General features: G+C 70.5%; 25 protein-coding genes. 19 read left to right on the forward strand and 6 right to left on the reverse strand.

The features are described from left to right. Positions 1-119: 119 nt before the first annotated feature. The 7 genes from ACFPIH_RS21110 to ACFPIH_RS21140 all read left to right on the forward strand — a co-directional run bounded on the left by ACFPIH_RS21110 (position 120) and on the right by ACFPIH_RS21140 (position 8,734). Entirely contained in the window at positions 120-1,127 is a 1,008-nt protein-coding gene (locus ACFPIH_RS21110) for an ABC transporter permease (RefSeq protein ID WP_381174422.1), read from the forward strand. 105 nt (positions 1,128-1,232) lie between these two features. After that, positions 1,233-3,038: an ABC transporter substrate-binding protein gene (locus tag ACFPIH_RS21115; protein WP_381174423.1), complete on the forward strand. Its 1,806-nt coding sequence runs from the start codon at positions 1,233-1,235 to the stop codon at positions 3,036-3,038. A 110-nt stretch (positions 3,039-3,148) separates the two neighbouring features. Then, on the forward strand, positions 3,149-4,147 hold the full coding sequence (locus tag ACFPIH_RS21120; RefSeq protein ID WP_381174425.1) for an ABC transporter permease: 999 nt from the start codon (positions 3,149-3,151) through the stop codon (positions 4,145-4,147). Continuing rightward, positions 4,144-5,241, forward strand: a complete 1,098-nt coding sequence (locus ACFPIH_RS21125) for an ABC transporter ATP-binding protein (protein WP_381174427.1) — start codon at positions 4,144-4,146, stop codon at positions 5,239-5,241. The genes ACFPIH_RS21120 and ACFPIH_RS21125 overlap by 4 nt, the downstream gene beginning before the upstream one ends. Then, entirely contained in the window at positions 5,238-6,533 is a 1,296-nt protein-coding gene (locus ACFPIH_RS21130) for an ABC transporter ATP-binding protein (protein WP_381174429.1), read from the forward strand. The genes ACFPIH_RS21125 and ACFPIH_RS21130 overlap by 4 nt, the downstream gene beginning before the upstream one ends. A gap of 96 nt (positions 6,534-6,629) precedes the next feature. After that, positions 6,630-8,021, forward strand: coding sequence for a M1 family metallopeptidase (locus ACFPIH_RS21135; RefSeq protein WP_381174431.1), 1,392 nt, complete (start codon positions 6,630-6,632; stop codon positions 8,019-8,021). A gap of 56 nt (positions 8,022-8,077) precedes the next feature. Continuing rightward, positions 8,078-8,734 (forward strand): trimeric intracellular cation channel family protein, encoded by a 657-nt coding sequence (locus tag ACFPIH_RS21140; RefSeq protein WP_381174433.1) that lies wholly within the window; start codon positions 8,078-8,080, stop codon positions 8,732-8,734. Here ACFPIH_RS21140 and ACFPIH_RS21145 read toward each other — a convergent pair. After that, the gene (locus ACFPIH_RS21145) at positions 8,643-9,881 is read right to left on the reverse strand and encodes an alpha/beta hydrolase (RefSeq protein ID WP_381174435.1); all 1,239 of its coding nucleotides are present in this window, start codon (positions 9,879-9,881) and stop codon (positions 8,643-8,645) included. The genes ACFPIH_RS21140 and ACFPIH_RS21145 overlap by 92 nt on opposite strands. A 140-nt stretch (positions 9,882-10,021) precedes the next feature. Here ACFPIH_RS21145 and ACFPIH_RS21150 point away from each other — a divergent pair, with 140 nt between their 5' ends. Beyond that, complete coding sequence (locus ACFPIH_RS21150) at positions 10,022-10,861, forward strand: thioesterase family protein (RefSeq protein ID WP_381174437.1); 840 nt, start codon at positions 10,022-10,024, stop codon at positions 10,859-10,861. 225 nt (positions 10,862-11,086) lie between these two features. Next, entirely contained in the window at positions 11,087-11,467 is a 381-nt protein-coding gene (locus ACFPIH_RS21155) for a hypothetical protein (RefSeq protein ID WP_381174439.1), read from the forward strand. 72 nt (positions 11,468-11,539) lie between these two features. Here ACFPIH_RS21155 and ACFPIH_RS21160 read toward each other — a convergent pair whose 3' ends face one another. Further along, positions 11,540-12,184, reverse strand: coding sequence for a TetR family transcriptional regulator (locus ACFPIH_RS21160; protein WP_381174441.1), 645 nt, complete (start codon positions 12,182-12,184; stop codon positions 11,540-11,542). A gap of 131 nt (positions 12,185-12,315) precedes the next feature. Here ACFPIH_RS21160 and ACFPIH_RS21165 point away from each other — a divergent pair, with 131 nt between their 5' ends. The 4 genes from ACFPIH_RS21165 to ACFPIH_RS21180 all read left to right on the forward strand — a co-directional run bounded on the left by ACFPIH_RS21165 (position 12,316) and on the right by ACFPIH_RS21180 (position 14,739). Continuing rightward, entirely contained in the window at positions 12,316-12,474 is a 159-nt protein-coding gene (locus ACFPIH_RS21165; protein WP_381174443.1) for a hypothetical protein, read from the forward strand. Positions 12,475-12,494: 20 nt separating this feature from the next. After that, the gene (locus ACFPIH_RS21170) at positions 12,495-12,776 is read left to right on the forward strand and encodes a DUF4190 domain-containing protein (protein WP_381174445.1); all 282 of its coding nucleotides are present in this window, start codon (positions 12,495-12,497) and stop codon (positions 12,774-12,776) included. A 73-nt stretch (positions 12,777-12,849) separates the two neighbouring features. After that, positions 12,850-14,019, forward strand: coding sequence for a cysteine desulfurase family protein (locus tag ACFPIH_RS21175; RefSeq protein WP_381174447.1), 1,170 nt, complete (start codon positions 12,850-12,852; stop codon positions 14,017-14,019). 36 nt (positions 14,020-14,055) lie between these two features. Then, complete coding sequence (locus tag ACFPIH_RS21180) at positions 14,056-14,739, forward strand: GntR family transcriptional regulator (RefSeq protein WP_381174449.1); 684 nt, start codon at positions 14,056-14,058, stop codon at positions 14,737-14,739. Here the strand turns inward: ACFPIH_RS21180 and ACFPIH_RS21185 are convergent. Further along, positions 14,726-16,288, reverse strand: coding sequence for a multicopper oxidase family protein (locus tag ACFPIH_RS21185; RefSeq protein WP_381174451.1), 1,563 nt, complete (start codon positions 16,286-16,288; stop codon positions 14,726-14,728). The two genes, ACFPIH_RS21180 and ACFPIH_RS21185, sit on opposite strands and share 14 nt — an antisense overlap. 215 nt (positions 16,289-16,503) lie before the next feature. Next, positions 16,504-17,166: an N-acetylmuramoyl-L-alanine amidase gene (locus tag ACFPIH_RS21190; RefSeq protein WP_381174453.1), complete on the reverse strand. Its 663-nt coding sequence runs from the start codon at positions 17,164-17,166 to the stop codon at positions 16,504-16,506. 87 nt (positions 17,167-17,253) lie between these two features. Between ACFPIH_RS21190 and mnmA the strand changes: the two genes are divergently transcribed. Further along, positions 17,254-18,378: a tRNA 2-thiouridine(34) synthase MnmA gene (gene mnmA, locus ACFPIH_RS21195; protein ID WP_381174455.1), complete on the forward strand. Its 1,125-nt coding sequence runs from the start codon at positions 17,254-17,256 to the stop codon at positions 18,376-18,378. 13 nt (positions 18,379-18,391) lie between these two features. Here mnmA and ACFPIH_RS21200 read toward each other — a convergent pair whose 3' ends face one another. Together ACFPIH_RS21200 and ACFPIH_RS21205 are read right to left on the reverse strand one after the other, a co-directional pair. Continuing rightward, the gene (locus ACFPIH_RS21200) at positions 18,392-19,168 is read right to left on the reverse strand and encodes an alpha/beta fold hydrolase (protein ID WP_381174457.1); all 777 of its coding nucleotides are present in this window, start codon (positions 19,166-19,168) and stop codon (positions 18,392-18,394) included. A gap of 38 nt (positions 19,169-19,206) precedes the next feature. Beyond that, complete coding sequence (locus ACFPIH_RS21205; RefSeq protein WP_381174459.1) at positions 19,207-19,530, reverse strand: DUF427 domain-containing protein; 324 nt, start codon at positions 19,528-19,530, stop codon at positions 19,207-19,209. 50 nt (positions 19,531-19,580) lie between these two features. Here ACFPIH_RS21205 and ACFPIH_RS21210 point away from each other — a divergent pair, with 50 nt between their 5' ends. From ACFPIH_RS21210 to ACFPIH_RS21230, 5 genes are all read left to right on the forward strand, one after another. Next, positions 19,581-20,120: an LOG family protein gene (locus tag ACFPIH_RS21210; RefSeq protein ID WP_381174461.1), complete on the forward strand. Its 540-nt coding sequence runs from the start codon at positions 19,581-19,583 to the stop codon at positions 20,118-20,120. Between the two features lie 7 nt (positions 20,121-20,127). Next, entirely contained in the window at positions 20,128-20,826 is a 699-nt protein-coding gene (locus tag ACFPIH_RS21215; protein ID WP_381174463.1) for an SDR family oxidoreductase, read from the forward strand. 50 nt (positions 20,827-20,876) lie between these two features. Further along, positions 20,877-21,881 (forward strand): methionine synthase, encoded by a 1,005-nt coding sequence (locus tag ACFPIH_RS21220; RefSeq protein ID WP_381174465.1) that lies wholly within the window; start codon positions 20,877-20,879, stop codon positions 21,879-21,881. 15 nt (positions 21,882-21,896) lie between these two features. Beyond that, positions 21,897-24,149 (forward strand): NAD-dependent DNA ligase LigA, encoded by a 2,253-nt coding sequence (gene ligA / locus ACFPIH_RS21225; RefSeq protein WP_381174467.1) that lies wholly within the window; start codon positions 21,897-21,899, stop codon positions 24,147-24,149. Between the two features lie 261 nt (positions 24,150-24,410). Then, positions 24,411-26,771 carry a putative bifunctional diguanylate cyclase/phosphodiesterase gene (locus tag ACFPIH_RS21230; RefSeq protein WP_381174469.1) on the forward strand — a complete coding sequence of 787 codons (2,361 nt, stop codon included), beginning with the start codon at positions 24,411-24,413 and terminating at the stop codon, positions 26,769-26,771. Positions 26,772-26,920: the final 149 nt, after the last annotated feature.

Raw genomic sequence — 26,920 nt, forward strand, 5'->3', positions numbered from 1 at the left:
CGCCAAAGCGTTGAAGACTCCCGGTCCAGGGGACTTCGTCCCTGTGTACGACGGACGATCATGCCGCCACAGCGGCAAGTGCGGGCCGGCCACCGCCGGTTGAGAGGGGTCCCTGCCAGATGACGGCACCATTGCACGAGCCGACCGCGGAAGCGGCCCCGAGCGCGGCTGAAGAAGCGGCGGTCGCAACCGCCGGCGCCAAGGCCGTTCAGGGCCGTTCCCTGGGCCGGATCGCCTGGGAGCGCCTCAAGCGGGACAAGCTCGCCCTGACCGGCGGCGTCGTGGTGCTCGTCCTCGTCGTGGTCGCCCTGCTCGCCCCGGTCCTCACGAACCTGCTCGGCCAGGACCCGAACGAGTATCACGAGAACCTCATCGACCCGCTGTTCGGCACCCCGACCGGCTCCCTCGGCGGCATCAGCGGCGACCACCTGCTCGGCGTCGAACCGGTCAACGGCCGCGACATCTTCGCCCGCATCCTCTACGGCGCCCGGATCTCGCTGCTCGTCGGCTTCCTCTCCGCGGTCGTCGCGGTGATCCTCGGCACCGTCCTCGGCATCCTCGCCGGCTTCTTCGGCGGCTGGGTCGATTCCGTCATCAGCCGGGTGATGGACGGTCTGCTCGCCTTCCCCCAGCTGCTGTTCATCATCGCGCTGGTCTCCGTCATGCCGAGCGAGCTGCTGGGCCTGAGCGGCTCCAGCGTGCGCGTGTTCGTGATGATCGTGGTCATCGGCTTCTTCGGCTGGCCCTACATCGGACGCGTGGTGCGCGGCCAGACCCTCTCGCTGCGCGAGCGCGAGTACGTCGAGGCGGCCCGTTCCCTGGGCGCCGGGCAGATGTACATCCTGTTCAAGGAGCTGCTGCCCAACCTCGTCGCCCCCATCGTCGTCTACACGACGATGATGATCCCGACCAACATCCTCACCGAGGCGGCCCTGAGCTTCCTGGGCGTGGGCGTCAAGCCGCCCACGGCCTCCTGGGGCCAGATGCTCTCGAGCGCGATCGACTACTACGAGTCCGACCCCATGTACATGGTGGTCCCGGGTGTGGCGATCTTCATCACCGTGCTGGCCTTCAACCTCTTCGGCGACGGCGTCCGGGACGCGCTGGACCCGAAGGGATCCCGCTGAACCGCCGCACCACAGCTCACCTCACAGCCCGCACCACACCCGCACCCCAAACGTCCCGTGGCACTGACACGGGGTCTCTCATCTAATCCGGAGGATCCGAGAATCGTGACTACCCAACGCACCTCAGGGCGGCGGAAGCAGGCATTTGCCGCTGTCGCCGCGGTCGCCGCGCTGCTGACCACGGCGGCGTGCGGCGGCGGTGACAGTGACAGCGGCAACGGCAAGGGTTCGGCCACCGGCGCCGCCGGTTACGACGCCGCGAACAAGAAGGTCGCCCAGGCATCCCTCGCCAAGAAGGGCGGCACGCTGAAGTTCGGCGGCGCCCAGGACGCCGACTTCTGGGACACCACGCGCGGTTACTACGGTTTCATGTGGAACTTCGCGCGCTACTACAGCCGCCAGCTGGTCACGAACAAGGCCGCGGCCGGTGATGCGGGCTCCGAGCTCACCCCGGACCTCGCCACCGGTCTCGCCAAGGTCACCGACGACGGCAAGACCTACACATACACCCTGCGTGACGGCATCACGTGGGAGGACGGCAAGCCGATCACGTCCAAGGACGTGAAGTACGGCATCGAGCGCGTGTGGGCGCAGGACGTGCTCTCCGGCGGTCCGACGTACCTGAAGGACATCCTCGACCCCGACGGCGCGTACAAGGGTCCCTACAAGGACACCACCAAGGACAAGCTCGGTCTGAAGGCGATCGACACGCCCGACGACAAGACGATCGTCTTCCACCTGCCGAAGGCCAACTCGGACTTCCAGGACATCCTGTCGCTGGTCTCGGCCTCCCCGGTCCGTCAGGACAAGGACACCAAGGCCAAGTACACCCTGCACCCGTTCTCCTCGGGCCCGTACAAGTTCGAGTCGTACACCCCGGGCAAGGACCTCACTCTGGTCCGCAACACCGCGTGGAAGCAGGCCTCGGACCCGATCCGCAAGGCGTACCCGGACAAGATCACCGTCAAGTTCTTCTCGGACGCCAACCAGCTCGACCAGCGTCTGATCAACGGTGACATCGACCTCGACATCAACCAGACCGGTATGTCGCCGCAGGGCCGCACCACCGCCCTGAAGGAGCACAAGGCCAACCTGGACAACCCGACCACGGGGTACATCCGTTACGCGGTCTTCCCGCAGAGCGTGAAGCCGTTCGACAACGCCGAGTGCCGCAAGGCCGTGATCTACGGCGCCGACCACGTGTCGCTGCAGACCGCGCGCGGTGGCCCGGTCGCCGGTGGTGACATCGGCACCAACATGCTGCCGCCGTTCCTCCCGGGTGGCGAGGGCCAGAAGTACGACCCGTACGGGATCGCCGGTGCCGGCAAGAACGGCGACGAGGCCAAGGCCAAGGCGGCCCTGAAGGCCTGCGGTCAGCCGAGCGGCTTCAAGACCACCATCGCGGTCCGCAACAACAAGCCGGCCGAGGTGGCCACCGCCCAGTCGCTCCAGGCGTCGCTGAAGAAGATCGGCATCACCGCCGACATCGACCAGTTCGACGGCTCGCAGTCCTCCGGCATCATCGGTAGCCCCACCAACGTGAAGAAGAAGGGCTACGGCATCATCATCATGGGCTGGGGCGCCGACTTCCCGACGGTCCAGGGCTTCGGTCTGCCGCTGTGGGACAGCAAGTACATCGCGGAGAGCGGTAACAACAACTACGCGCTCATCAAGGACAAGACCATCGACGGTCTGTTCGACTCCTACGTCACCACCCTGGACGACGCCGGCAAGACCAGGATCGCCACGGAGATCAACCACAAGGTGATGGAGGGCGCGTACTACCTGCCCTTCACCTTCGAGAAGACGATCAACTGGCGCTCGGACAACCTGGCGAACGTCTACACCAGCGCGGGCGAGAACGGCACGTACGACTTCGTGAACCTCGCCCTGAAGAACCCCAAGAAGTAAACCCGGCACACCCGCCGAACGGCACGAAAGGCAGGTGAAGGCCGGCGCGGCGTGACCGCGGGCCATCGGAAGACCTCCGGTGGCCCGCGGTCCGCGGCGGGCCGAGAGCTGTGCTCGCTTACCTCATCAGGCGGTTGTTCGCCGCCGCAGTGATGCTTGTGGTCATCGTCATGGTGGTCTTCGGCATCTTCTTCCTGATCCCCAAGTGGGCGGGCGTCGACATCGCGCTGAGCTTCGTGGGCAAGCAGGCCGACCCTGCCGCCATCGCGGGCGTGCGGGAGAAGCTGGGCCTGAGCGACCCGATCTACGTCCAGGTCTGGGAGTTCTTCAAGGGCATCTTCGCCGGCCGTACCTACACGGGCGGCGGGGACACCATCCACTGCGCCGCCCCGTGCTTCGGCTACTCCTTCCGCAGCGAGCAGGCCGTCTGGCCGGTGCTCACCGACCGCTTCCCGGTCACCCTGGGCCTCGCGCTCGGTGCCGCCGTGCTGTGGCTGGTCCTCGGTGTCGCGGCGGGTGTGCTCTCCGCGCTCAAGCGGGGCAGCCTGTGGGACCGCAGCGCGATGGTCATCGCGCTCTCCGGTGTCTCCCTGCCGATCTACTTCACCGGCATGATCGCCCTGTCGATCTTCGTCTACGGACTGGACCTGTTCGACGGCCAGTACGTGCCCCTGGACGACAGCTTCACCGGCTGGTTCGGCGGCATGATCCTGCCGTGGATCACCCTCGCGTTCCTCTACGCGGCGATGTACGCCCGGATCACCCGCGCCACCATGCTGGAGATCCTCGGCGAGGACTACATCCGCACCGCCCGCGCCAAGGGACTCAAGGAGCAGACCGTCATCGGCAAGCACGCCATGCGCTCCACGATGACCCCCATCCTGACCATGCTCGGCATGGACCTCGGCGCCCTCATCGGCGGCGCGATCCTGACCGAGACCGCGTTCAACCTGCCCGGCCTCGGCCAGGCGGTCCTGGGCGCCATCAAGAACCAGGACCTGCCCATCATCCTGGGCGTCACCCTGATCACCTCCCTCGCGGTGCTCGTCGCCAACCTCGTGGTGGACATCCTTTACGCCGTGATCGACCCCCGAGTGAGGCTCGCATGACCGACCTCAGCAAGACCGGAGCGGCCGTGGGCGAGCCCACCCCCGTCTCGGCGGCCCCGTCCTCCTTCCTGGAAGTGCGCGACCTCAAGGTGCACTTCCCGACCGACGACGGTCTGGTCAAGTCCGTCGACGGGCTCAGCTTCCAGCTGGAGAAGGGCAAGACCCTCGGCATCGTGGGCGAGTCCGGCTCCGGCAAGTCGGTGACCTCGCTCGGCATCATGGGCCTGCACACCGCCGGCCAGTACGGCAAGCGCAAGGCGCAGATCTCCGGCGAGATCTGGCTGAACGGCACCGAACTGCTCGGCGCCGACCCGGACTACGTACGCAAGCTGCGCGGCCGCGAGATGGCGATGATCTTCCAGGATCCGCTGTCGGCGCTGCACCCGTACTACACGATCGGCCAGCAGATCGTGGAGGCGTACCGGATCCACCACGACGTCGACAAGAAGACCGCGAAGAAGCGCGCGGTCGAGATGCTCGACCGGGTCGGCATCCCGCAGCCGGACAAGCGGGTCGACAGCTACCCGCACGAGTTCTCCGGCGGTATGCGCCAGCGCGCGATGATCGCGATGTCGCTGGTCAACAACCCCGAGCTGCTCATCGCGGACGAGCCGACGACCGCCCTGGACGTGACCGTCCAGGCGCAGATCCTCGACCTCATCCGCGATCTGCAGAAGGAGTTCGGCTCCGCGGTCATCGTCATCACCCACGACCTGGGCGTCGTCGCCGAACTCGCCGACGACATCCTGGTGATGTACGGCGGCCGCTGTGTCGAGCGAGGCCCGGCGGAGCAGGTGTTCTACGAGCCCCGGCACCCCTACACCTGGGGTCTGCTGGGCTCGATGCCGCGGCTGGACCGCGAGCAGCAGGAGCGCCTGATCCCGGTCAAGGGCTCCCCGCCCTCCCTGATCAACATCCCGTCCGGCTGTGCCTTCAACCCGCGCTGCCCGTACGCGGACCTCCCGAAGGACAACGTCACCCGCACCGTCCGGCCCGAGCTCGCCGAGGTCGGCAGCCGGCACTGGGCCGCCTGCCACCTGAGCACGGAGCAGCGGGAGCGGATCTGGACCGAAGAGATTGCGCCGAAGCTGTGAGTGACGAGAAAGCGGTGACGATTCCCGCGCAGGCTGACGAGCCCCGTCGGGCCGACCGCGAGGTCCTGCTCAAGGTCACCGGGCTGCAGAAGCACTTCCCGATCAAGAAGGGCCTGCTCCAGCGGCAGGTCGGGGCGGTGCACGCGGTCGACGGCCTGGACTTCGAGGTCCGCTCCGGCGAAACCCTCGGTGTGGTGGGCGAGTCCGGCTGCGGCAAGTCGACGATGGGCCGGCTGATCACCCGGCTCCTCGAACCGACCGGCGGCAAGGTCGAGTTCCAGGGCAAGGACATCACGCACCTCGGTGTGAGCGGGATGCGTCCGCTGCGCCGCGACGTTCAGATGATCTTCCAGGACCCGTACTCGTCGCTGAACCCGCGCCACACCATCGGCACGATCGTCGGGGCCCCCTTCAAGCTCCAGGGCGTCACGCCCGAGGGCGGCGTCAAGAAGGAGGTCCAGCGGCTGCTGTCGGTGGTCGGTCTCAACCCCGAGCACTACAACCGCTACCCGCACGAGTTCTCCGGCGGTCAGCGCCAGCGCATCGGCATCGCCCGCGCGCTCGCCCTGAACCCCAAGCTGGTCGTGGCGGACGAGCCGGTCTCCGCGCTGGACGTGTCGATCCAGGCCCAGGTCGTGAACCTCCTCGACGACCTCCAGGAGGAGCTCGGCCTGACCTACGTGATCATCGCGCACGACCTCTCCGTCGTCCGGCACGTCTCGGACCGGATCGCGGTGATGTACCTCGGCAAGATCGTGGAGCTGGCCGACCGCGACCTGCTCTACAAGTCGCCGATGCACCCGTACACCAAGGCCCTGATGTCGGCGGTGCCGATCCCGGACCCCCGGCGCAAGAACGCCAAGAGCGAGCGCATCCTGCTCAAGGGCGACGTGCCCTCGCCGATCTCCCCGCCGAGCGGCTGCCGCTTCCACACCCGGTGCTGGAAGGCGACGGAGGTCTGCCGGACCAAGGAGCCGGTGCTGGTCGAGCTGCGCACCGGCCAGCAGGTCGCCTGCCACCACCCGGAGAACTTCGCGGACCAGGCCCCGCAGGACACCGTGCTGCTGGCGGTCGCGAAGGAAGCGGCGGAGCTGGTGGCCGACGAGGTGCTGGCCGAGTCGGCGGAGACATCGGCGGCGGTGGCGGCGGAGGTCGCTTCCGAGCAGGCCGAGCCGACGGAGCCGACCGAGCCGACCGAGCCGACCGAGCCGACCGAGCCGACCGAGCCGACCGAGCCGACCGAGCCGACGGAGACGGCGAAGACCGAAGGCCAGGAGTCAACCGACAAGTAGCGCATGACGAGTTGGCAAAGTCATGCACATGCCCGAACGGGAGAGCGCAGAGTCCTTCGTGTCCGCATGATCGGAACACGTTCGAAGGGACGACTCATGGCGCTCTCCCGTTCGGCACGTTTAGGGGCCCTCGCGACAGCGGCGGCCTCTTTTCTTGTCATCGCCGCCTCTCCCGCCCCCGCCCCGGGCGCCGACGGCTCAGGCGACACCTACTTCCCGCAGCTCGGCAACGGCGGCTTCGACGCCCGCCACTACGACCTGAGCCTCGCGTACAACCCCGACACCGACCGCCTCGACGGCCGTACGACGATCACCGCCCGCGCCACCCAGAACCTCTCGTCCTTCGATCTGGACCTGCAGAAACTGGAGGTCACCCGGGTCGAGGTGAACGGCAGACGCGCGCCGTTCACGCGCGACGGCGACGAGATCCGGATCACCCCGCGCGGAAGTCTGCGCAAGGGCCGCACCTTCGAGGTGGCCGTCACCTACGGCGGCGTCCCCGAACCCCTCGGCGGCCCCATCGTCTTCGGCTCGGACTACGGCTGGATGAAGACCGCCGACGGCGTCTTCGTCGCCTGTGAGCCGAACGCCGCCTCCACCTGGTTCCCGTCCAGCGACCACCCCTCCGACAAGGCCACCTACGACATCCGGATCAAGGCGCCCAAGGGCCTGACCGGCGTCTCCAACGGCCGGCTGGTCTCGACGTACGACAAGGGCGGCTCGACGTACACCCACTGGCGCGAGAAGAAGCCGATGGCGACCTATCTCGCGACCGCCACGATCGGGAAGTTCGATGTGAAGACCGGGCGGACCCCCGGCGGCATCCCGATCTACGTCGCCATCGACCCCGTCCTCGCGAACAGCAACAACGTCGACGTGTACGGCGTGACGGCCGCCGCCACCGACTACTGGTCGCAGGTCTTCGGCCCGTACCCGTTCGAGGAGACCGGCGCGATCGTCGACGACATGCCGCAGGCCGGGTTCTCGCTGGAGGTGCAGTCCAAGCCGGTCTACTCGGCGGTGCGCAACGAGACGACGATCGTGCACGAACTGGCCCACCAGTGGTTCGGCGACTCGGTCTCGGTGGCGCACTGGAAGGACATCTGGCTGAACGAGGGCTTCGCCACCTACGCCCAGTGGCTGTGGGCCGAGCACCAGGGCACCCGCTCGGCGCACGACTCCTTCCTGGCCGGCTACGACTCCCGCCCCGCCACCTCCGCCTTCTGGCAGACGGTCGTCGGCGACCCGCAGCGCGACACCATGTTCGCCTCGGCCGTCTACCAGCGCGGTGCGATGACCCTCCAGGTACTGCGCGAGCGCATCGGCGACACCGCCTTCTTCAAGCTGCTCCCGGCCTGGACGAAACTCCACCGGTACGGCAACGCGGACACCGCCGACTTCGTCCGCCTCGCGGAGCGGGTCTCCGGGCAGCAGCTCGACGACCTCTTCCAGACCTGGCTCTTCACCTCTGGGAAACCGTCGCTGTGAGGCCGTACGGCCTGGGTTTGTAAGGTGCACGCCCGCTGTTGGGTGACAATGTAAAGGTGATCCAGCAGATTTTCAGTCCCTCCGTCCAGCACACGCTCGATGTCGTCGGCATCTTCGTGTTCGCGATCTCCGGCGCGCTGCTGGCCGTCCGCAAGAACTTCGACGTGTTCGGCATCGCCGTGCTCGCCGAGGTCACCGCGCTGGGCGGAGGGCTGTTCCGGGACCTGGTGATCGGGGCCGTGCCCCCGGCCGCCTTCACCGACCTGGGGTACTTCCTCACGCCGCTGCTCGCCGCCCTCCTGGTGATCTTCCTCCACCCCCAGGTGGAGCGGATCCAGTCGGCCGTGAACGTCTTCGACGCGGCCGGCCTCGGCCTGTTCTGCGTCACCGGCACGACGAAGGCGTACGGCCACGGTCTCGGCCTCACCGCCTCGGCGGCCCTCGGCCTGGCCACCGCCGTCGGCGGCGGTGTGCTGCGGGACGTGCTGGCCAACGAGGTGCCCTCGCTGCTGCGCTGGGACCGCGACCTGTACGCGGTCCCGGCGATCGTCGGCGCCACGATGGTGGCGCTGTGCATCCGCTGGGACGCCCTCACCCCTGCTGCCGGCGCGCTCGCCGCAGCTACCGCCTTCGTACTGCGCCTGCTCGCGATGCGGTACCACTGGCGAGCGCCTCGCGCGTGGAACCGGCGCTCGACGGTACGGGAGGAGTGAGCCCCTTCAGCGGCGTGGTGGCGCGGTGCTGGTCGAGCTGGGTGGTCAGCCAGCGGAACGCCGGGATCACCTGGGGCCGCCACAGCGCCATGGTGTGGCCGCCCGCGCTCTTCGGGATGTAGACCACGTGCACGGCCGTCGGCGCCTTCGCCTCCCGCTGGAGGGCGAGGGCGGCCTGGTAGCCGTCGCCCGGCTGGCCGGAGAGGTAGAGCGCGACGGCGGGCGGGGCGGCGGCCCGGGCCAGCATCAGATACGGGTCGGTGGACCGGCGCAGGGCCGGGTCCTGGGCGGTGAGCGAGTCCCGTTCGCCGATCGGGTCGTTGTAGCCGGAGAGGCTCACCGCCGCCCGGTAGCGGTCGGGGTGGGCGACGGCCAGCTTGACCGCGCAGTGCGCCCCGGCCGAGTAGCCGGCCACCGCCCAGCCCTTCGGTGCGGGCAGCGCGCGGAAGTTGTCCATGACCATCTTCGGCACGTCCACGCTCAGCCAGGAGTCCGCGTCGACCGTGCCGGGCACGTTGGCGCAGCCCGTGTCGATGCCGGGCAGCAGGGTGGTGCGCGGGGCGACCAGGATGAACGGCGCGACCTTGCCCTCGCGCATCAGCGGCGCGAGCTGGTTGTTCGCGCGCAGCGAGCCGAACCAGGACTTCGGGGAGCCCGGGTAGCCGGGCAGCAGCTCCACCACCGGGAAGCGGTGGTGCCGGTAGGCCGGGCGGTCGTACTGCGGGGGCAGCCAGACGTAGACCTCGGCGTTGACGCCGGAGACCCGGCCCTGGAGCTGGGTGACGCGCACCCCGCCGGCCTGGCGCATGCCCGCTCCCTGGGCCCGCGTGAACTGCTGTCTGACCTTGGGCAGCCGGTTCACCGAGATACCGCCGGTGCCGTCGGCGCCCAGGTCCGCCGCCTGCTGCACATGGTCGCCGGTGCCCAGCAGATCGCCCCAGGTGTCGTACAGGTTGTTCGCGTTGTTGACCAGCACGAAGACGAGGGCGACGGCCGTCCCCTGGGCGAACAGCAGCATCACCACCCGGGCGACGGCCCGCAGGACCCGCGGTCCGCGCAGCCGCGACCACAGCAGCAGCGGCAGCGCGACGGCGACGGCGGCCAGCACGATCAGGGTGTAGAGAAAAGCGGTCCCGGTGAGGCTCATGCCCTCATAGAAGGAACACAGGGGCGCCGGGTTGACGGACCAGTAGGGACACTTACCAAGAAATTGCCCGCGTCTCACCCTGATGTTTCACCAGCCGAGCCAAAGCTACCGCTTAGTAATTCCTGTTGTACTGTTCAGCCATGTCAGAAGCAGCAATCGCCGTGGGCAGTGAGTTCGATCGCGACACCGCGCTCACCCGCCGCGCACCGGGCGTCTACGACATCGACCTCTCGGCCGGCTGGACGATCCTCGGCGCCGTCAACGGCGGCTATCTGCTCGCCGTCCTCGGCCGTGCCCTCGCGGACGCCCTGCCGCACGGGGACCCGTTCACGATCTCGGCGCACTACCTCACCGCCTCCCGGCCCGGCCCCGCCGTCGTCCGCACCGACGTGGTCCGCACCGGCCGCACCCTGTCGACCGGCCAGGCCTCGCTCCTCCAGTACGACGAGGACGGCACCGAGGTCGAGCGGATCCGCGTCCTCGCCTCCTACGGCGACCTGGACTCCCTCCCGGACGACGTCCGTACCGCGGCGAAGCCGCCCGCGTTCCCGCCGATGGAGCAGTGCTTCGGCCCCGAAGACGGACCCGCCCCCGTGGACGGCGGCTCGGCGATCGCCGACCGGCTGATGCTCAAGCTCGACCCGTCCACCCTGGGGTGGGCGCTGGGGCAGCCCTCCGGCAAGGGCGAGATGCGGGCCTGGTTCGGCCTGAAGGACGGCCGCGATCCCGACCCGCTCTCCCTGCTCCTCGCCGTGGACGCGCTGCCGCCGACCGCCTTCGAGATCGGCCTGCGCGGCTGGGTCCCGACGGTCGAACTCACCGTCCACGTCCGCTGCCGTCCCGCCCCGGGCCCCCTGCGTGTCTCCATCACCACCCGCAATCTCGCGGGCGGCTTCCTGGAGGAGGACGCGGAGGTCTGGGACAGCGCGGACCGGCTGGTGGCCCAGTCCCGGCAACTGGCCAGGGTCAGGCTCGGGTAGCGGTGCCCCGCGCGAGCGGCTCGCGGCCCGGCCGGGCGTTCTGTCACGGAGCTGTACCAGCGCACTGAGTGGCCAGGAGTCATGGATCCGCAGGTCAGCGGGGTTTCATGGGGCGTGCTTTACCTCATTGACAGGCAGGGGACAGAAGGGGCCCAAGGAAGGCTCAGCCGCCGTTGGTTGAGTGCCCGCCTCAGGACTTCCTCATCGTGCTTGGAGCTGTCTCTCATGAAGCGTGTGCGTCTCGTTCCCGCGGTGGCCCTGTTGGCGCTCTCGCCCCTCGTCCTCGTGGCCTGTGGCTCGGGCGACTCCTCGTCGTCCTCCAGCGGCAACTCCGGCTCCCAGAACTGCCAGGCGCCGTCCGGCATGCCGAGCGGCGCGCCGAGTGGTGCGCCCAGCGGTGCGCCGAGCGGTGCTCCTTCGGGCGCGCCGAGCGGTGCCGCCTCAGGTCAGCCGACGGGTACCCCGACCGGCAGCCCGACCGGTGTCCCCTCGGGCGCGCCGAGCGGCGGTCCCGGCGGCCAGGGTGGCCCCGGTGGCGGTGGCCAGGGCGGTGGCTGTGGCGGTCCGGGCGGCGGCCAGGGGCAGCAGGCCCAGCAGCAGGGCTGACCGGCCGGTCCACTCACGCGCAGGGGCGGCGTACCCGGAGACGGGTGCGCCGCCCCCGCGCGTGCCGGGGGCTCAGTCCAGCCAGTGGTGCCGGCCGAGGCTGATGAGCCGCATCTGGCGGGTCGCGCGCCGGACGATGCGCTCCCGTTCCTCCGGTGCCGGCTCCTCGCCCTCCGTGCCCTCCAGGGACTCCAGGAAGAGCGAGGCGGTGATCAGCATCTGGTCGACGTAGAGATGCGAGAGCATCAGCAGGTCGTCGTCGCTCCAGCCCGCCGCCTCGGGGTCCTTGGCCAGTTCGTCCCTCACCTCCTCGGCGAACCGCCCCAGTTGGGCGCGGATCGCCTCCCGCACCGGCTGTACCCCGCCGTGCCGCTCACGGGCGATGAACCGGACGTGCGCCGGGTGCGTGGTCACATGACGCTCTATCAACTCCACGGCCCGCCTGATGCGTTCGTCGCTGGACTCGGCGGACGTCACCGTGTCGCGGATCATCGGGTGGAGGCTGCCCAGCGCCTCCTCGACCAGCGCGACACCGAGGTCCGCCGTCGAGCGGAAGTGCCGGTAGAAGGCGGTCGGCGCGACCCCCACCGCGCGGGTGACCTCGCGCAGACCGAGGCTGCTCAGGCTCTGCTCCTCCAGCAGCCCGAGTGCCGCGTCCAGGAGCGACTGCCGGGTCTTCTGCTTCTGGGCCTGCCGGATGCCGAGGGTGTGACTCATGTCATCCAGTTAACAACTGTTCTCCGTAATTGGAAAGCCGGAGCGCACGCTAGACTTGTGAGTCAGTGAACAGTTGTAACCACAGTTGTTCACTCAACCGTAACGGACGTAACGGAGGGGGATCCGATCCCATGCTGTTCCTCGTCGCCGCACTGCTGCTGCTCGGCATCGTCATGGGCACCGTGGCCCACGCGCCGATCGGCTTCACCCTGGTCGCCGCCGCCGTGATCGCCGTATGGCTCGGCGTCTTCGCGCTCCGCGAGCGCCACGCCCGCCGACAGGCCCGTTGAGACTCAGGAGTCGAACCACCATGCAGCTCACCGCACCCGCCACCACCGAGCGCGCCCCACGCGACACCGGTGTCCGCGACACCGACGGCATGGCCGTCGCGTCCTTCGTCCTCGGCCTGCTCGGCCTGCTCGTCCTCAACATCCTCCTCGGCCCCATCGCCATCGTGCTGGCGTCGGTCGCCCTGGTGCGCGGCACCGCCCGCCGTGGCCGTGCCTGGCTCGGCCTCACCCTCGGCGTCGCCGACCTGCTGGTCCTGCTGGCCTTCATGGAGCTGGACTCGACCGTGTCCTGGGGCTTCTGAGCCCGCCACCGAAGCGCTCCCCGGCACCTGGCGACCAGATTCCCCGGAGCCGCCCCGTAGAATCGGGGCCACCATGGCATACCTCGACCACGCCGCGACCACCCCGATGCTCCCGGAGGCGGTCGAGGCACTCAGCGCACACCTGGGCATCACCGGCAACGCCTCCTCCCTCCACGCGTCCGGCCGCCGGGCGAGGCGAACGGTCGAGGAGGCCCGCGAGACCCTCGCGGAGGCGCTCGGCGCCCGCCCCAGCGAGGTCGTGTTCACCTCCGGCGGCACCGAGGCGGACAATCTCGCCGTCAAGGGCCTGTACTGGGCCCGGCGCGACGCCGACCCGGCCCGCACCCGGGTGCTGGCCAGCCCCGTCGAGCACCACGCGGTCCTCGACGCCGTGGACTGGCTGGGCGAGCACGAGGGCGCGACCGTCGAGTACCTTCCGGTCGACAGCCACGGCCGCGTCCACCCCGAGGCACTGCGCGAGGCCATCGCCCGCGACCCCGGCGACGTCGCCCTCGCCACCGTCATGTGGGCGAACAACGAGATCGGCACAGTGATGCCGGTCCGCGCCCTCGCCGACGTGGCCGCCGAGTTCGGGATCCCCCTGCACGCCGACGCGGTGCAGGCCTTCGGCCAGGTCCCGGTCGACTTCGCCGGATCCGGCCTCGCCGCGATGACCGTCTCCGGCCACAAGGTCGGCGGCCCCTACGGCATCGGCGCCCTGCTGCTGGGCCGCCAGTACACCCCCGTCCCCGTCCTGCACGGCGGCGGCCAGGAACGCCATGTGCGCTCCGGCACCCTCGACGTCCCCGCCGTCGCCTCCTTCGCGGTCGCCGGCCGCCTCGCCGCCGAGCGCCGCGAGTGGTTCGACCGCGAGATCGGCGCCCTGCGCGACTCCCTGGCCGACGCGGTCCTCGAGGCCGTCCCCGACGCGATCCTCGGCGGCGACCCGGCACCCGGGGGCCGCCTCCCGGCCAACGCCCACTTCACCTTCCCGGGCTGCGAGGGCGACTCCCTGCTGCTTCTGCTCGACGCGCAGGGCATCGAGTGCTCCACCGGCTCCGCGTGCACCGCCGGTGTCGCCCAGCCCAGCCATGTCCTGCTCGCCACCGGCACCGACCCCGACCTGGCCCGCGGCACCCTCCGCTTCTCCCTGGGCCACACCTCCACCGAGGCCGACGTGGCGGCGGTCGCCGCGGCCATCGGACCGGCGGTCAAACGGGCGAGGGCCGCGGGCCTGACCTGAGACGTTGCTCCGCGACACGCGCGGGGAGGCCGCCGGATGACCGATCAGCACACGCATGTGGTGCTCGCACGGCTGCTGCGGCTGCGTGACCGGCGGGAGCCGCTGGTCACGCGGATCGCCGAGTGGGTGGGCGCGGGCATCATCGAGGGCCGGCCGGCGGCCGGCCAGGACCTCAACAGCGTCGATCTGTCGCGGCGCTTCGACACCAGCCGCACCCCCGTGCGCGAGGCGCTGATGGTCCTGGAGCAGGAGGGTCTGGTCGAGATGAAGGCCCGCCGCCGGCCCCGGGTCGCCGCGCCCTCCCTCCAGGACATCCGGGACATCTACCAGGTGCGCCGCCAGCTCCTGTCGATGCTCGCCGCGCTGCTGGTCGAGCGGGCCACCGACGGGGAACTCGCCGAACTGCGCGGCCGGGTCGAGGAGATGCGCGGCCTCGCAGACGAGGGGAACGTCGACGCGTACTTCTGGAGCCATGTGCAACTCCAGGAGCGCGCTGTGGGCCGGCTCCCTGGCCCCGCGCACCCTGATGCTCCGTCACCTCAGTCCGACCCGCCCCGGCCGGCTCGCCCACAGCGTCGACGACCAGGAACGGCTGCTCCAGGCCTGCGAGGAGCGGGACGGCGAGCTCGCCGCCGTGCTGATCGGAAGTGGCTGCCGCCGGCACTTCCACTGCCGGCGGCAGCCACTTCCCGGGAGGCCGGAACTGCTAGCTCTCGGTGACCATGAGGGAGGCCATCATGCCTTCGTCCTCGTGCTGCAGGAGATGGCAGTGGAGCATGTACATGTACGTGTCGTCGGTGAAGTCGGTGAACTTCATCGCGATCTTGATCGAGCCGCCGCCGACCACCTCGAAGGTGTCGAACCAGCCGAGATTGACGCCGGTCGGTTCCTCGCCGTTGATCTCTATCACCTGGTAGGGCACGTCGTGCAGATGGAACGAGTGCTCCAGCTGTGTGCTGTTCGTGATCGTCCAGATCTCCTCGGAGTCCAGTGTGGTGCTGATCATCGCCATCCCGGCCATGGTGGTGCCCGCCGAGCCGTTGATCAGCATGGTCGCCCCGTTCTGGCCGAGGGTGATCGTCCGCGCGGTGAAGTCGCTGGTGTCGTAGCGGGTGATGGTGTTGAGCGCGCTCGGCAGGTCGGCCGGCGTGTCGGTGGCGTCCGGGGTCACGGTCAGGAAGTCGTACGTGCCGCTGCCGCCGCGGATCCAGCCGGTGGTGACGACGGCCTGGAGCGTGACGGCGTCCTCCAGGTCGAGGACGAACTCGGCGCGGGCGCCGGCCACCAGCCGGATCGTGGTCACCTCGGTGGCCTCGGTGAGGTAGCCCTGGTCGGTGGCGATCTGGGTGAGCGTGCCGCCGTCGCTGCGCTGGACCGTCATGATGTCGGAGGGGGAGGCGTTCAGGACCCGGAAGCGGGTGCGCTTCTTGGTGGCGGTGAAGCCGAGAGTGGTCGCGTCGACGTTGGTGCCGTTGACCAGCACCGGGAAGGTGACGCCGGCGAGGCGGTAACCGGCGGCGTCGTACTTGATGTCGCCGGCGCTGTCCACCGCCAGGCACTGCAGGATGATCGGGATGTCGTCGACGCCGTACTCGCTCGGCAGCGCGGCCGAGACGTCCGAGTCGTCCTCGACGATGATCAGTCCGGCCAGGCCCTTGACGACCTGCTCGGCCGTGGTGCCCAGGGCGTGCGGATGGTACCAGAGGGTTTTCGCCTCGTCCAGGATCTCGAAGGTGGGCGACCAGGTCTCGCCGTCGGCGAAGGCGTTCTGCGGGCCGCCGTCCATCTTGGGCGGGATGTGCGCGCCGTGGAAGTGGACGGTGGTGTCGTCGCCCAGGGTGTTGGTGATGTTCAGCAGGACGGTGTCGCCCTTGGTCCACTTCATGGTGGGGCCGAGGTACGAACCGTTGTAGCCGGCCGTGGTGCTGGTGACGCCGCTGAGCACCTCGCCGGTGCCGGTCTTCGCCGTCAGGGTGTAGGTGACCGTGCCGTCGGACGAGGTGCCCTCCAGCAGGTCGGGGATGTTGAGGGTGGCGGTGGCGTCGGCCGCGGAGGCCTTGCTGGCGTTGCCGTCGGTCAGCAGGGCGACCGCGCCGCCCCCCACGCCGATGGCGGCGAAACCGAACCCGGCCATCCCGCCGAGGAACTTCCGCCGGTGCAGGCCCTTGCTGCTCCGGTTCTTCTTGGTGTGCTCGCCCTTGCCGCTCCTCGCGTGGGCGCCCTTGCTCTGCTCTCCCGCGCCGGAGGCGGGATCCGTGGTGTGGGTCATGGCCCGGAGCTTTGAGCTAAGGGCTATGTAAAGACTGAGTCGAACCTAGCGGGGAGCCAAGGATCCTGTGCGGCCACCCAGCAGATCAACTCCCCTGAAAAAAAGTCGAGTTGGCACGTCGCAGGTCATGTTCGGGGTGGGGGACACATCGGACGGCTCACGCTCATCAATCGTTCACGATATTGAGCACATGAGACCTGCGTCACATTGCCTGTTCATGTGGAGGCGGTGCGCGCCTCGGTGACCAGCCGCAGATAGCGGTCCCAGTCCCAGTGCTCCCCCGGATCGGTGTGGTCCGTCCCCGGCACCTCCACATGCCCGATGACATGCTCCCGGTCCACGGGTATGCCGTACCGCCCGCAGATCCTGGCCGTGAGCCGCGCGGAGGCCGTGTACATCGCGTCGGTGAAGTCCTCCGGCCGGTCCACGAAGCCCTCGTGCTCGATCCCGACACTCCGCTCGTTGTACGCCCGGTTCCCCGCGTGGTACGCCACGTCCAGCTCACGGATCATCTGCGTGACGTGCCCGTCCTGGCCCACGATGTAGTGCGCCGCCGCCCGGTGACCCGGATTCTCGAACGCCGCCACCGCGCTGGCCAGATCGCCCTGGGTGACATGGATGACGACCATGTCGATCCCGTAGTCGTCCGGCCGGTCCGCCCAGCGGAAGTTCGCCTCCGAGGCCGCCACCCACCGCGCGCCCCGGTAGTCCACCGCGCCCTCGACCCGCGGTCTGCGCACCCCCGGCAGCCGCCAGTACAGCTGCGCCAGCTCCTCGCGCGCCAGTGCCACCGACCCCACGGCCGCCGCCGCCCCGCCGACCAGCAGCGCACGCCGCCCGATCCGCCGGTCGGAGTCCTTCCGCCTCGCCTCCGTCACCAGTCCTGCCCGCCCTTCGTCGCCCTCGTGATCGTCAACGGATACTCGCGGGCTCCGGTTCCCGGCGCCCCGTACCCTGGAAGGGCTATGACCGATAACTCGCACCCGCGCCCCCTTCGCGTACTCGCCGCCATGTCCGGCGGGGTCGACTCCGCCGTCGCCGCCGCCCGAGCCGCCGAAGCCGGCCACGACGTGACCGGCGTCCACCTCGCGCTCTCCGCGAACCCGCAGTCGTTCCGCACGGGCGCGCGGGGCTGTTGCACCATCGAGGACTCCCGGGACGCCCGCCGCGCCGCCGACGTCATCGGCATCCCGTTCTACGTCTGGGACCTCGCCGACCGCTTCCGCGAGGACGTCGTCGAGGACTTCGTCGCCGAGTACGAGGCCGGCCGCACCCCCAACCCCTGTCTGCGCTGCAACGAGAAGATCAAGTTCGCGGCCCTCCTGGACAAGGCCCTCGCCCTCGGCTTCGACGCCGTCTGCACCGGCCACTACGCACAGGTCGTCGTCCGCGAGGACGGCTCCCGCGAGCTGCACCGCGCCTCCGACATGGCCAAGGACCAGTCGTACGTCCTCGGCGTCCTCGACGAGCGGCAGCTCGCGCACGCCCTCTTCCCGCTCGGCGACACGGTGACCACCAAGGACGAGATCCGCGCCGAGGCCGAGCGCCGGGGCCTCGCGGTCGCCAAGAAGCCCGACTCGCACGACATCTGCTTCATCGCCGACGGCGACACCCAGGGCTTCCTGGCGAACCGGCTGGGCAAGGCGGAGGGCGACATCGTCGACGAGTCGGGCACCAGGATCGGCACCCACGAGGGCGCGTACGGCTACACCATCGGCCAGCGCAAGGGCCTGCGCATCGGCACCCCGGCCGCCGACGGCAAGCCGCGCTACGTCCTCGACATCTCCCCGGTGAACAACACCGTGACCGTCGGCCCGGCCGCCTCCCTCGACGTCACCGCGCTGACGGCGATCAAGCCCCGCTGGTGCGGAGCGGCCCCCGTCGGCCCCGGGTCGTACACCGCCCAACTCCGCGCCCACGGCGGCGAGACCGAGGTGCGTGCGGAGCTGGTGGACGGCGAGCTGCGGGTGTCGTTCGACGCCCCCGTCCGCGGCGTCGCCCCCGGCCAGGCGATCGTCCTGTACGACGACACGCGCGTGGTGGGCTCGGCGACGATCGCCTCGACGGTGAGGGCGACGGCCGGGGTGTGAGCCACCCGCCGCTCTAGGTCAGGAACTCGGCGAGTACGGGTGCGAGGACGTGCGGGTCGACCATGTGGGTCTGGTCCGCCAACTCGCGGTACGACCCCTGCGGCGCCGCTTCCGCCACCGCGCGCGTGGCGTCGCGCAGCCATCGGGGGCCGGCCCCGCCCGCCACGGCGAGCACCGGCACCTCCAGGGACGCCAGGCGCTCCCGGGGCACCCGTCCGCCGCCCATGACGGCGTCGTCGTAGGCCAGGCTCGGCGCGATCGCCTCCATGCCCTCCCACATGGGCGACTGACGGGCCCGCTGGATCATCTCCTCGGCCAGGCCCGTCAGGCGCAGGAACAGCTCCACGGCGTCGCCGCGCCGCCCCAGCGCCAGCGCCTCGGTGAGACGCGCGGTGTACTCGCCGCGCTCGCGCAGCGCCTCCTCGCCGAGCGCGAACGGCGGCTCGTACACCGCCACCCGCCGCACCGGCAGCCCGCTCGCCGCCGCCTCCAGCGCCAGCGCGCCGCCCGACGACATGCCGTAGAGCGCCGCCTCGCCGCCCACCGCGTCGATCAGCGCGGCCAGGTCCTCGACCTCGCGTGCCACCGCGTACGGCGCCGTGTCACCGCTCTCGCCGCGGCCCCTGCGGTCGTAGCGGACAGCGGTGAAGCGGTCGGCGAGCAGGTCGCCCAGCGGGGCCGTCGTGCCGCCCGTGGACATCGCCCCGCTCACCAGGATGACGGCGGGACCCTGCCCCACGCGTGCGTACGCGAGTTCGGTGCCGTCGCGCGAAATGGTCTTCTTGTCCATGCTCATGCAGACTGCCGCACGGCACGGCGGTCATCGGCCTACGACACTTCCGGTTCGTAGAAGCAGAGGTGGTTCCTGATCTCGGCGACATCGGGCTTGGGGTCGGGGTACGACCACACCAGATCGGGTGCGTCCGGCAGCGACCAGTAGGACGCGGTGCCCTTGAAGGGGCAGTAGGTCTGGGTGTCCGAGGGGGCCAGGAGGTCCATGCGGACGTCCGCCTCGGGGATGTAGTACCGCACCGGACAGCCGGTCTCGCGCAGTTCGAGGGCCCGGTCGGTCTCGGCCAGCACATGGCTTCCGTGGACGACCCTGATGTGCCGGGTGCCCTGCTCGACGGTGATCGTGTGTCCTAGGCTCATGCTGGAAAAGCACTCGCGGCGGCCCGGTTCTTCCCGGATACGGTGACCGCATGCGTATCTGTGTCTTCCTCTCGGCAGCCGACCTCGACGACCGCTACACGCGCCCCGCGCGGGAGTTCGCCGAACTGCTCGGCAAGGGGCGCCACACGCTTGTGTGGGGCGGTTCGGACACCGGTCTGATGAAGGTCGTCGCGGACGGCGTCCAGGAGTCCGGCGGCCGGTTGTGCGGGGTGTCGGTGACCTTCCTCGCGGCCAAGGCACGGGCGGGATCCGACGAGATGGTCATCGCCCGCGACCTCGCGGAACGCAAGAAGCTGCTCCTCGAGAAGGCCGACGCCGTGGTGGTCATGGTCGGCGGGACCGGGACCCTGGACGAGGCCACGGAGATCCTGGAACTGAAGAAGCACGGCCACACCGACAAGCCGGTCGTCCTGCTCAACACCGCGGGTTTCTACGACGGCCTGAAGACGCAGTTCCGGCGCATGGAGGACGAGGGATTTCTGCCGCTGCCCCTCACCGACCTGGTGTTCTTCGCCGAGGAGCCGGTGGGGGCGCTCGCGTACCTGGAGGAGAGTGCCGGCATACGGTGATGCGAGCATGGCGGGCATGGCTACACATGTGATCACCGGAGCCGGCTCCGGCATCGGCGCGGCCGTCGCCCGTCGGCTGCACACGCGCGGGGACGAACTCGTCCTCCACGCGCGCGACGCGGGCCGGGCGAGGGAGTTGGCGGCGGAGTTCCCGGGAGCGCGGACCCTGGTCGGCGACCTGGCCGACCCCGACAGGCTGAGCTGGGCCTTCTCCCACCAGACGCTGCCGGAGCGGGTGGACTCGCTGCTCCACATCGCCGGGGTGGTCGACCTCGGTCCGGTGGGCGACCTCACCCCGAAGTCCTGGCACCACCAGCTCAACGTCAACCTCGTCGCCCCGGCCGAGCTGACCCGGCACTTCCTGCCCCAGCTGCGTGCCGCGCGCGGTCATGTGGTGTTCGTCAACTCCGGTGCGGGGCTGCGGGCGAGCGCCGACTGGTCCGCGTACGCGGCATCGAAGCACGGGCTGAAGGCGCTGGCGGACGCGTTGCGTCACGAGGAACACGGCAATGGTGTCCGGGTCACCTCGGTCTATCCCGGTCGGACTGCCAGCCCCATGCAGGTCAAGGTCCACCAGCAGGAGGGCAAGGAGTACGACGCCGGGGTCTGGATCACGCCGGAGTCGGTCGCCACGACGATCCTTCTCGCCCTGGATCTTCCTCGCGACGCCGAACTGAACGACGTGACAGTCCGCCCGGGCCTCTGACCCACGAAAGCGCGGTAGAACAGGTCCTCGGCCCTACGTAGGCTTCCCCCGTGAACGACAACACGCGTTACGGCCCCGCCACCGGAGTCGGCTCTCTCCCCGGCGAGGACGCCCGGGAAGCCGCCAAGGCGGCGACCGGCTCCTTCGAGGACTTTCCGTTCCTGCCCGAGCTGCCGGCCCGCGGCCCCGGCGCGGACATGATCGGCCGTACCGCCGGCATGCTCGTCGAGCTGTACGCACGCGTGGAGCCCAGCGGCTGGCGCATCGGCGACCGCCCGGGCAGGGACACCAGGCGGGCCCGCTCCTGGCTGGGCCAGGACCTGGACGCGCTGGAGGAGTTCACCCAGGGCTACGAGGGCCCGCTGAAGGTGCAGGCGGTGGGGCCCTGGACCCTGGCCGCCGCGCTGGAGCTGAAGAACGGCGAGGCCGCCCTCTCCGACCTCGGCGCCTGCCGGGACATCGCCGGGTCGCTCGCCGAAGGCCTGCGGCTCCACCTCGGCGAGGTGCGCCGCCGCATCCCCGGCGCGCGAGTGGTGCTCCAGCTCGACGAGCCGTCGCTCACCGGGGTACTCCTCGGCCGGATCAGAACGGCCAGCGGCTACCGCACGCACCGCGCCGTCGACCGCCAGCGGGTCGAGGCCACGCTGCGGGACATCGCCGGGGTGCACGGCGACGACGGCCCGGTCGTGGTCCACTCCTGCGCGCCGGACGTCCCGTTCGCCCTGCTGCGCCGCACCGGCGTCGACGGGATCTCCTTCGACTTCTCGCTGCTCACAGAGCGTGACGAGGAGGCGATCGGTGAGGCGGTGGAGGGCGGGACCCGGCTCTTCGCCGGTGTCGTCCCGGGCACGGACTCCGCATTGTCCGACCCTGCCGGTAGCGTCATGGGTGTCAGGACGTTGTGGCGCAGGCTGGGACTGCGACCGGGGCTTCTCCCGGAAGCGGTCACGATCACCCCGGCGTGCGGACTCGCGGGGGCCTCCCCCGAGTACGCGCGCAAGGCGCTCGCCCACTGTGTCCGGGCGGCGAGATCCCTCGCGGACAACCCAGAGTAACGGGAGGACAACACGGTGGCCGGCGACAAGCAAGCGGAGACGACGGTGCCCGCCGAGGCACGGGAGCAGCACGCGAAGCTCGCTGAGCAGATCGAGGAGCACCGCTTCCGGTACTACGTGAAGGACGCTCCCGTCATCAGTGACGCGGAGTTCGACCGCCTCCTGCGCGCCCTGGAGGCGCTGGAACAGGAGCACTCCGAACTGCGCACACCCGACTCGCCGACCCAGAAGGTCTCGGGGGCGTACGCCACGGAGTTCACGGCCGTCCAGCACCGCGAGCGGATGCTGTCGCTCGACAACGCCTTCGACGATCTGGAGCTGGCCGCCTGGGCCGAGCGGGTCCACAAGGACGTGGGGGCCTCCGTCCACCACTTCCTGTGCGAGCTGAAGGTCGACGGCCTCGCCGTCAACCTGACGTACGAGAACGGCCGCCTCACGCGCGCGGCGACGCGCGGTGACGGCCGTACCGGCGAGGACATCACGCCCAACGTGAGAACCATCGCGGAGATCCCGGACCGGCTGACCGGCGACGGGGTGCCCACACTCGTGGAGATCCGCGGCGAGGTCTACTTCCCGATGGAGCAGTTCGAGGAGCTCAACGCCCGTCTGGTCGGGGCCGGCGACAAGCCCTTCGCCAACCCGCGCAACGCGGCGGCCGGTTCGCTGCGCCAGAAGGACCCGCGGGTCACCGCCACCCGCCCGCTGCACATGGTGGTGCACGGTATCGGCGCCCTGGAGGGCTTCGAGGGCATGGGCCGCCTCTCCGACGCCTACGACCTCCTCAAGCGCTGGGGCCTGCCCACCTCCCGGCACAACAAGGTGGTCGACGACCTCGACGGCGTACGGCGGTTCATCGCGTACTACGGCGAGAACCGGCACTCCGTGGAGCACGAGATCGACGGGGTGGTGGTGAAGCTCGACGAGATTCCGCTCCAGGGGCGTCTCGGGTCCACCTCGCGCGCGCCGCGCTGGGCCATCGCGTACAAGTACGCGCCCGAGGAGGTCAACACCAAGCTCGTCAACATCCGTGTGGGCGTGGGCCGTACGGGTCGTGTCACGCCCTACGCGCAGGTCGAGCCGGTGATGGTGGCCGGCTCCGAGGTCGAGTTCGCGACCCTGCACAACCAGGACGTGGTCAAGGCCAAGGGTGTGCTCATCGGGGACACGGTCGTGCTGCGCAAGGCCGGTGACGTCATCCCGGAGATCCTCGGACCCGTCGCCGACCTGCGGGACGGCAGCGAGCGGGAGTTCGTGATGCCGTCCGAGTGCCCGGAGTGCGGTACGCCGCTGCGGCCGATGAAGGAGGCCGACGTCGACCTGCGCTGCCCCAACGCCCGCACCTGCCCCGCCCAGTTGCGCGAGCGGCTGTTCTACCTCGCGGGCCGCAAGGCGCTGGACATCGAGCACTTCGGGTATGTGGCGGCGGCGGCCCTCACCAAGCCGCTGGAGCCCGCCGACCCGCCGCTGGCCGACGAGGGCGACCTGTTCGACCTCACCATCGAGCGGCTGCTGCCGATCAAGGCGTACGTCCTCGACCAGGACAGCGGGCTGCCCAAGCGCGACCCGAAGACCGGCGAGGAGAAGATCGCCACCGTCTTCGCCAACCAGCAGGGCGAGGCGAAGAAGAACGCGGTGGCCATGCTGGAGAACATCGCGGCGGCCAAGGAGCGCCCGCTCGCCCGGGTCCTCACCGGTCTGTCGATCCGTCATGTCGGGCCGGTCGCGGCCGAGGCGCTGGCGCGGGAGTTCCGCTCCATCGACCGCATCCAGGAGGCGAGCGAGGAGGAACTGGCGGCCACCGAGGGCGTCGGGTCGATCATCGCCGCCTCCCTCAAGGAGTGGTTCGCCGAGGAGTGGCACCAGGAGATCCTCCGCAAGTGGAAGGCCGCCGGCGTCCGCACGGAGGAGGAGAGCACCGGCGAGGACGAGGGCCCGCGCCCGCTCGAGGGTCTCACCGTCGTCGTCACCGGCACGCTCGAACACTTCACCCGCGACGGCGCCAAGGACGCCCTGCAGAGCCGCGGGGCGAAGGTGACCGGTTCGGTGTCGAAGAAGACCTCGTTCGTGGTGGTGGGCGACAACCCCGGGTCGAAGTACGACAAGGCGATGCAGCTCAAGGTGCCCGTGCTGGACGAGGACGGGTTCACCGTGCTCCTGGAACAGGGGCCCGAGGCAGCCGCGGAAGCAGCGCTTCCGGCCGAGGAACCGGGCGCGGAGCCGGCCGGCGAAGCGGTGGAGGAAGCGGCCGGGGAAGCGGCCGAGGAGTAGGGGGAGCAGAGGGAGCAGGCGGGGGCGCGTGGCGGCTGAAGGCCACCCGATCGGCGCATACCAGATGCATAAGGGTGGCCGGGGCGCATTCGGGCAACCGTCGGCGACCGCTGCCCCTGGAAGCCTTTCGCAGCCTACTGTTGAGTTGTGCGCCTTCCGTGCCCAGCTCGGTCGGGGCATCTCCTTTTGTTCTCGAAGGGCCCTTGGGGAACACAGGGAAGACGTGTGGCGTGGGCACCGCCGGCTGTGAGAGGGACGGGAATGGAACCGACCGAGAGCGTCGCCCCGGACTCACGCCTGCGCAGACTCCGGGCCGCCGGCGTCCGGTGGGGACGCCGGTGGGCGGGCCGGTCCGGGCGACATCCCGGCGCGGAGTCCGGGGGCCACCAGGGGGCGAAGCCCGGGCGCTATCCGGGGGCCGGGCCCGAGCGCTATCCGGGCGTGGAGTCCCGGCGTTATCCCGGCACCGAGACGGAGTACACCCCGCACACCGGTCGGGGCGGGCGCGCCCTCGCCGCCCTGCCCCCCGGGGCCGCATCCGCGCTCCCCGGCACCTCCGGACTGCCCGGCGCCGAACCCGAACGGCACCTGACCTGGCCCACGCTGCCCTCCACCGTCGTCGCCGCCGCGGCCCTCGGTCTCGGCGCCGGCTTCTACCGCGCCTTCACGGGCAGCCACGCCCTCTTCCCGTCCGGCACCGTCGGCTGGGCGCTGGCCCTGCTGACCGGCGTCATCGTCGGCCACCTGGTGCTGCTCGGCCGCGCCCGCTGGTGGGGCGGCACCGGCTCCGGCGCCGCCCTCACCCTCGCCGTCCTGCTGCTGTACGGCTGGGTGTCCGCGGGCCTGGTCAGCCTCACCGTCGTCGTCCTGGTCGGCATAGCCCGGCGCAACCGCTGGCGACAGGGTGTCCTGCACGGCGCGGTGGACATCCTCGGCATCGGCGCGGGCGCGCTACTGCTCGCCGCGTGCGGGCGGGTGCCGTCCGTCGAGCGCCCCTGGTACCCCGGGACCTGGACGGTCTACACCGGCCCTCAGGTGGTCCTGGTGGCCGTCGCCTACCTCGCCGTCACCCGGGTCCTCCTGTGGTACCTGCACGCCCCCCGCCACGGCGGACTGCCCACCGTCGCCCGCACCGCCCTGGTCCGGCAGGGCCTGGTCGCCGTCGCCCTGCTCGGCATCGCGCCGCTGGTGTGCGTGGTGGCCGTGGCCAAGCCGATCCTGCTGCCGTTGTTCGCGATCCCGCTGATCGCCCTCGACTCCACCCTGTGGATGGCCCGGGCCCGCGCCGAGGAGCAGCTGCGCGACCCGCTGACCGGACTGCCCAACCGCCAGTGGCTCCTCGAGCGCATCTGGACCGCGCTGGACGACGCCGAGCGCATCGGCGCCCGCGCCGCCCTGATGCTGATCGACCTCGACCGTTTCCGGTCCGTCAACGACACGCTCGGGCATCTCGCCGGCGACCGTCTGCTGCTCCAGATAGCCGACCGGCTGCGGGTCGCGCTGCCGCGCGGGGCGGAGGTCGCGCGGCTCGGCGGCGACGAGTTCGCCGTCCTGCTGCCCGTCGCCGACTCCACGACCTCCGCGACCCGGGTCGCCCGTGGGCTGGTCGCCGCGCTCAGCTCGCCGCTCGACCTCGACGGGCTCACCCTCGTCCTGGAGGCCAGCGCCGGGGTCGCCGTCTTCCCCGACCACGCGCTCGACGCGGAGGGGCTGCTGCGCCGGGCGGACGTGGCGATGTACCAGGCCAAGCGGGACCGTACGGGGGTGGAGGTGTACGAGTCCAAGCGGGACTCCAACACCCCCGACCGGCTCGGTCTGCTCGGCGATCTGCGGCGGGCGCTCGACGCGCACGAGGTGCAGCTGCACTACCAGCCGAAGGTCCGTTTCGACGGGCAGGTGGCGGGGCTCGAGGCCCTGGTGCGGTGGGTGCATCCCGAGCGGGGGAAGGTGCCGCCGGACGAGTTCATAGCGATCGCCGAGTCCTCGGGGCTGATGCCGCACCTCACGGAGTACGTGCTGGAGACGGCGCTCGGGCAGGTCGCCGAGTGGCGGTCGCAGGGGCTGTACGTCCCCGTCGCCGTGAACGTCTCCCCGCGCGACGTCCACACTCCCGGCTTCGCCGGTTCCGTCGCGGCGCGGCTGGCCCGGCACGGGGTGCCGGCGGGAGCGCTCCAACTGGAGATAACCGAACATGTGCTGCTGGAGGATCCGCAGCGGGCGGCGGACACGCTGAACGGTCTGACCGGTCACGGCGTGAAGATGTCCCTCGACGACTTCGGTACGGGGTACTCCTCGCTGGTCCATCTGCGCCGGCTGCCGGTGAGCGAGCTGAAGATCGACCGGTCCTTCGTGGCGCGGCTGGCGGTGGACAACGAGGACGCGGAGATCGTGCGCTGCACGGTGGACCTCGCTCATTCCCTCGGGCTGCTGGTCGTGGCGGAGGGGGTCGAGGACGACGAGACCTGGGAGCGGTTGCGGGACCTGGGGTGTGACGCGGTGCAGGGTTGGCTGGTGGCCGCGGCGATGCCCCCCGAGGAGACCACGGCGTGGCTGCGGGCCCGAGGATCCCGGGGTTGGCAACGCCCTGCGGCGGCACTCCCGGCTGCCGCCGCGGACGACTGACCCCCCTCTCCCACCGACCCACCCGCTTCGGCCCAACTGGAAAGCGCGCCTTACCCGTGGGGCGCGTCCGCCGTCGGCGTCTTCCCGTCCCGGGGCTCCGCCCCGAACCCCGTTTTCCCACCTGCTTCTGCCCAGCTGAAGGGCGCGCC

The organism is Streptomyces vulcanius (assembly GCF_042653945.1).
Lineage (GTDB): Bacteria > Actinomycetota > Actinomycetes > Streptomycetales > Streptomycetaceae > Streptomyces > Streptomyces mangrovi.

Bases quoted from the DNA above. Each gene is read 5' to 3' on its own strand.
- ACFPIH_RS21110 (WP_381174422.1), top strand. From the start codon at position 120: ATGACGGCACCATTGCACGAGCCGACCGCGGAAGCGGCCCCGAGCGCG.
- ACFPIH_RS21125 (WP_381174427.1), top strand. From the start codon at position 4,144: ATGACCGACCTCAGCAAGACCGGAGCGGCCGTGGGCGAGCCCACCCCC.
- ACFPIH_RS21135 (WP_381174431.1), top strand. From the start codon at position 6,630: ATGGCGCTCTCCCGTTCGGCACGTTTAGGGGCCCTCGCGACAGCGGCG.
- ACFPIH_RS21145 (WP_381174435.1), bottom strand. From the start codon at position 9,881: ATGAGCCTCACCGGGACCGCTTTTCTCTACACCCTGATCGTGCTGGCC.
- ACFPIH_RS21150 (WP_381174437.1), top strand. From the start codon at position 10,022: ATGTCAGAAGCAGCAATCGCCGTGGGCAGTGAGTTCGATCGCGACACC.
- ACFPIH_RS21155 (WP_381174439.1), top strand. From the start codon at position 11,087: ATGAAGCGTGTGCGTCTCGTTCCCGCGGTGGCCCTGTTGGCGCTCTCG.
- ACFPIH_RS21160 (WP_381174441.1), bottom strand. From the start codon at position 12,184: ATGAGTCACACCCTCGGCATCCGGCAGGCCCAGAAGCAGAAGACCCGG.
- ACFPIH_RS21165 (WP_381174443.1), top strand. From the start codon at position 12,316: ATGCTGTTCCTCGTCGCCGCACTGCTGCTGCTCGGCATCGTCATGGGC.
- ACFPIH_RS21170 (WP_381174445.1), top strand. From the start codon at position 12,495: ATGCAGCTCACCGCACCCGCCACCACCGAGCGCGCCCCACGCGACACC.
- ACFPIH_RS21175 (WP_381174447.1), top strand. From the start codon at position 12,850: ATGGCATACCTCGACCACGCCGCGACCACCCCGATGCTCCCGGAGGCG.
- ACFPIH_RS21180 (WP_381174449.1), top strand. From the start codon at position 14,056: ATGACCGATCAGCACACGCATGTGGTGCTCGCACGGCTGCTGCGGCTG.
- ACFPIH_RS21185 (WP_381174451.1), bottom strand. From the start codon at position 16,288: ATGACCCACACCACGGATCCCGCCTCCGGCGCGGGAGAGCAGAGCAAG.
- mnmA (WP_381174455.1), top strand. From the start codon at position 17,254: ATGACCGATAACTCGCACCCGCGCCCCCTTCGCGTACTCGCCGCCATG.
- ACFPIH_RS21200 (WP_381174457.1), bottom strand. From the start codon at position 19,168: ATGGACAAGAAGACCATTTCGCGCGACGGCACCGAACTCGCGTACGCA.
- ACFPIH_RS21205 (WP_381174459.1), bottom strand. From the start codon at position 19,530: ATGAGCCTAGGACACACGATCACCGTCGAGCAGGGCACCCGGCACATC.
- ACFPIH_RS21210 (WP_381174461.1), top strand. From the start codon at position 19,581: ATGCGTATCTGTGTCTTCCTCTCGGCAGCCGACCTCGACGACCGCTAC.
- ACFPIH_RS21215 (WP_381174463.1), top strand. From the start codon at position 20,128: ATGGCGGGCATGGCTACACATGTGATCACCGGAGCCGGCTCCGGCATC.
- ACFPIH_RS21230 (WP_381174469.1), top strand. From the start codon at position 24,411: ATGGAACCGACCGAGAGCGTCGCCCCGGACTCACGCCTGCGCAGACTC.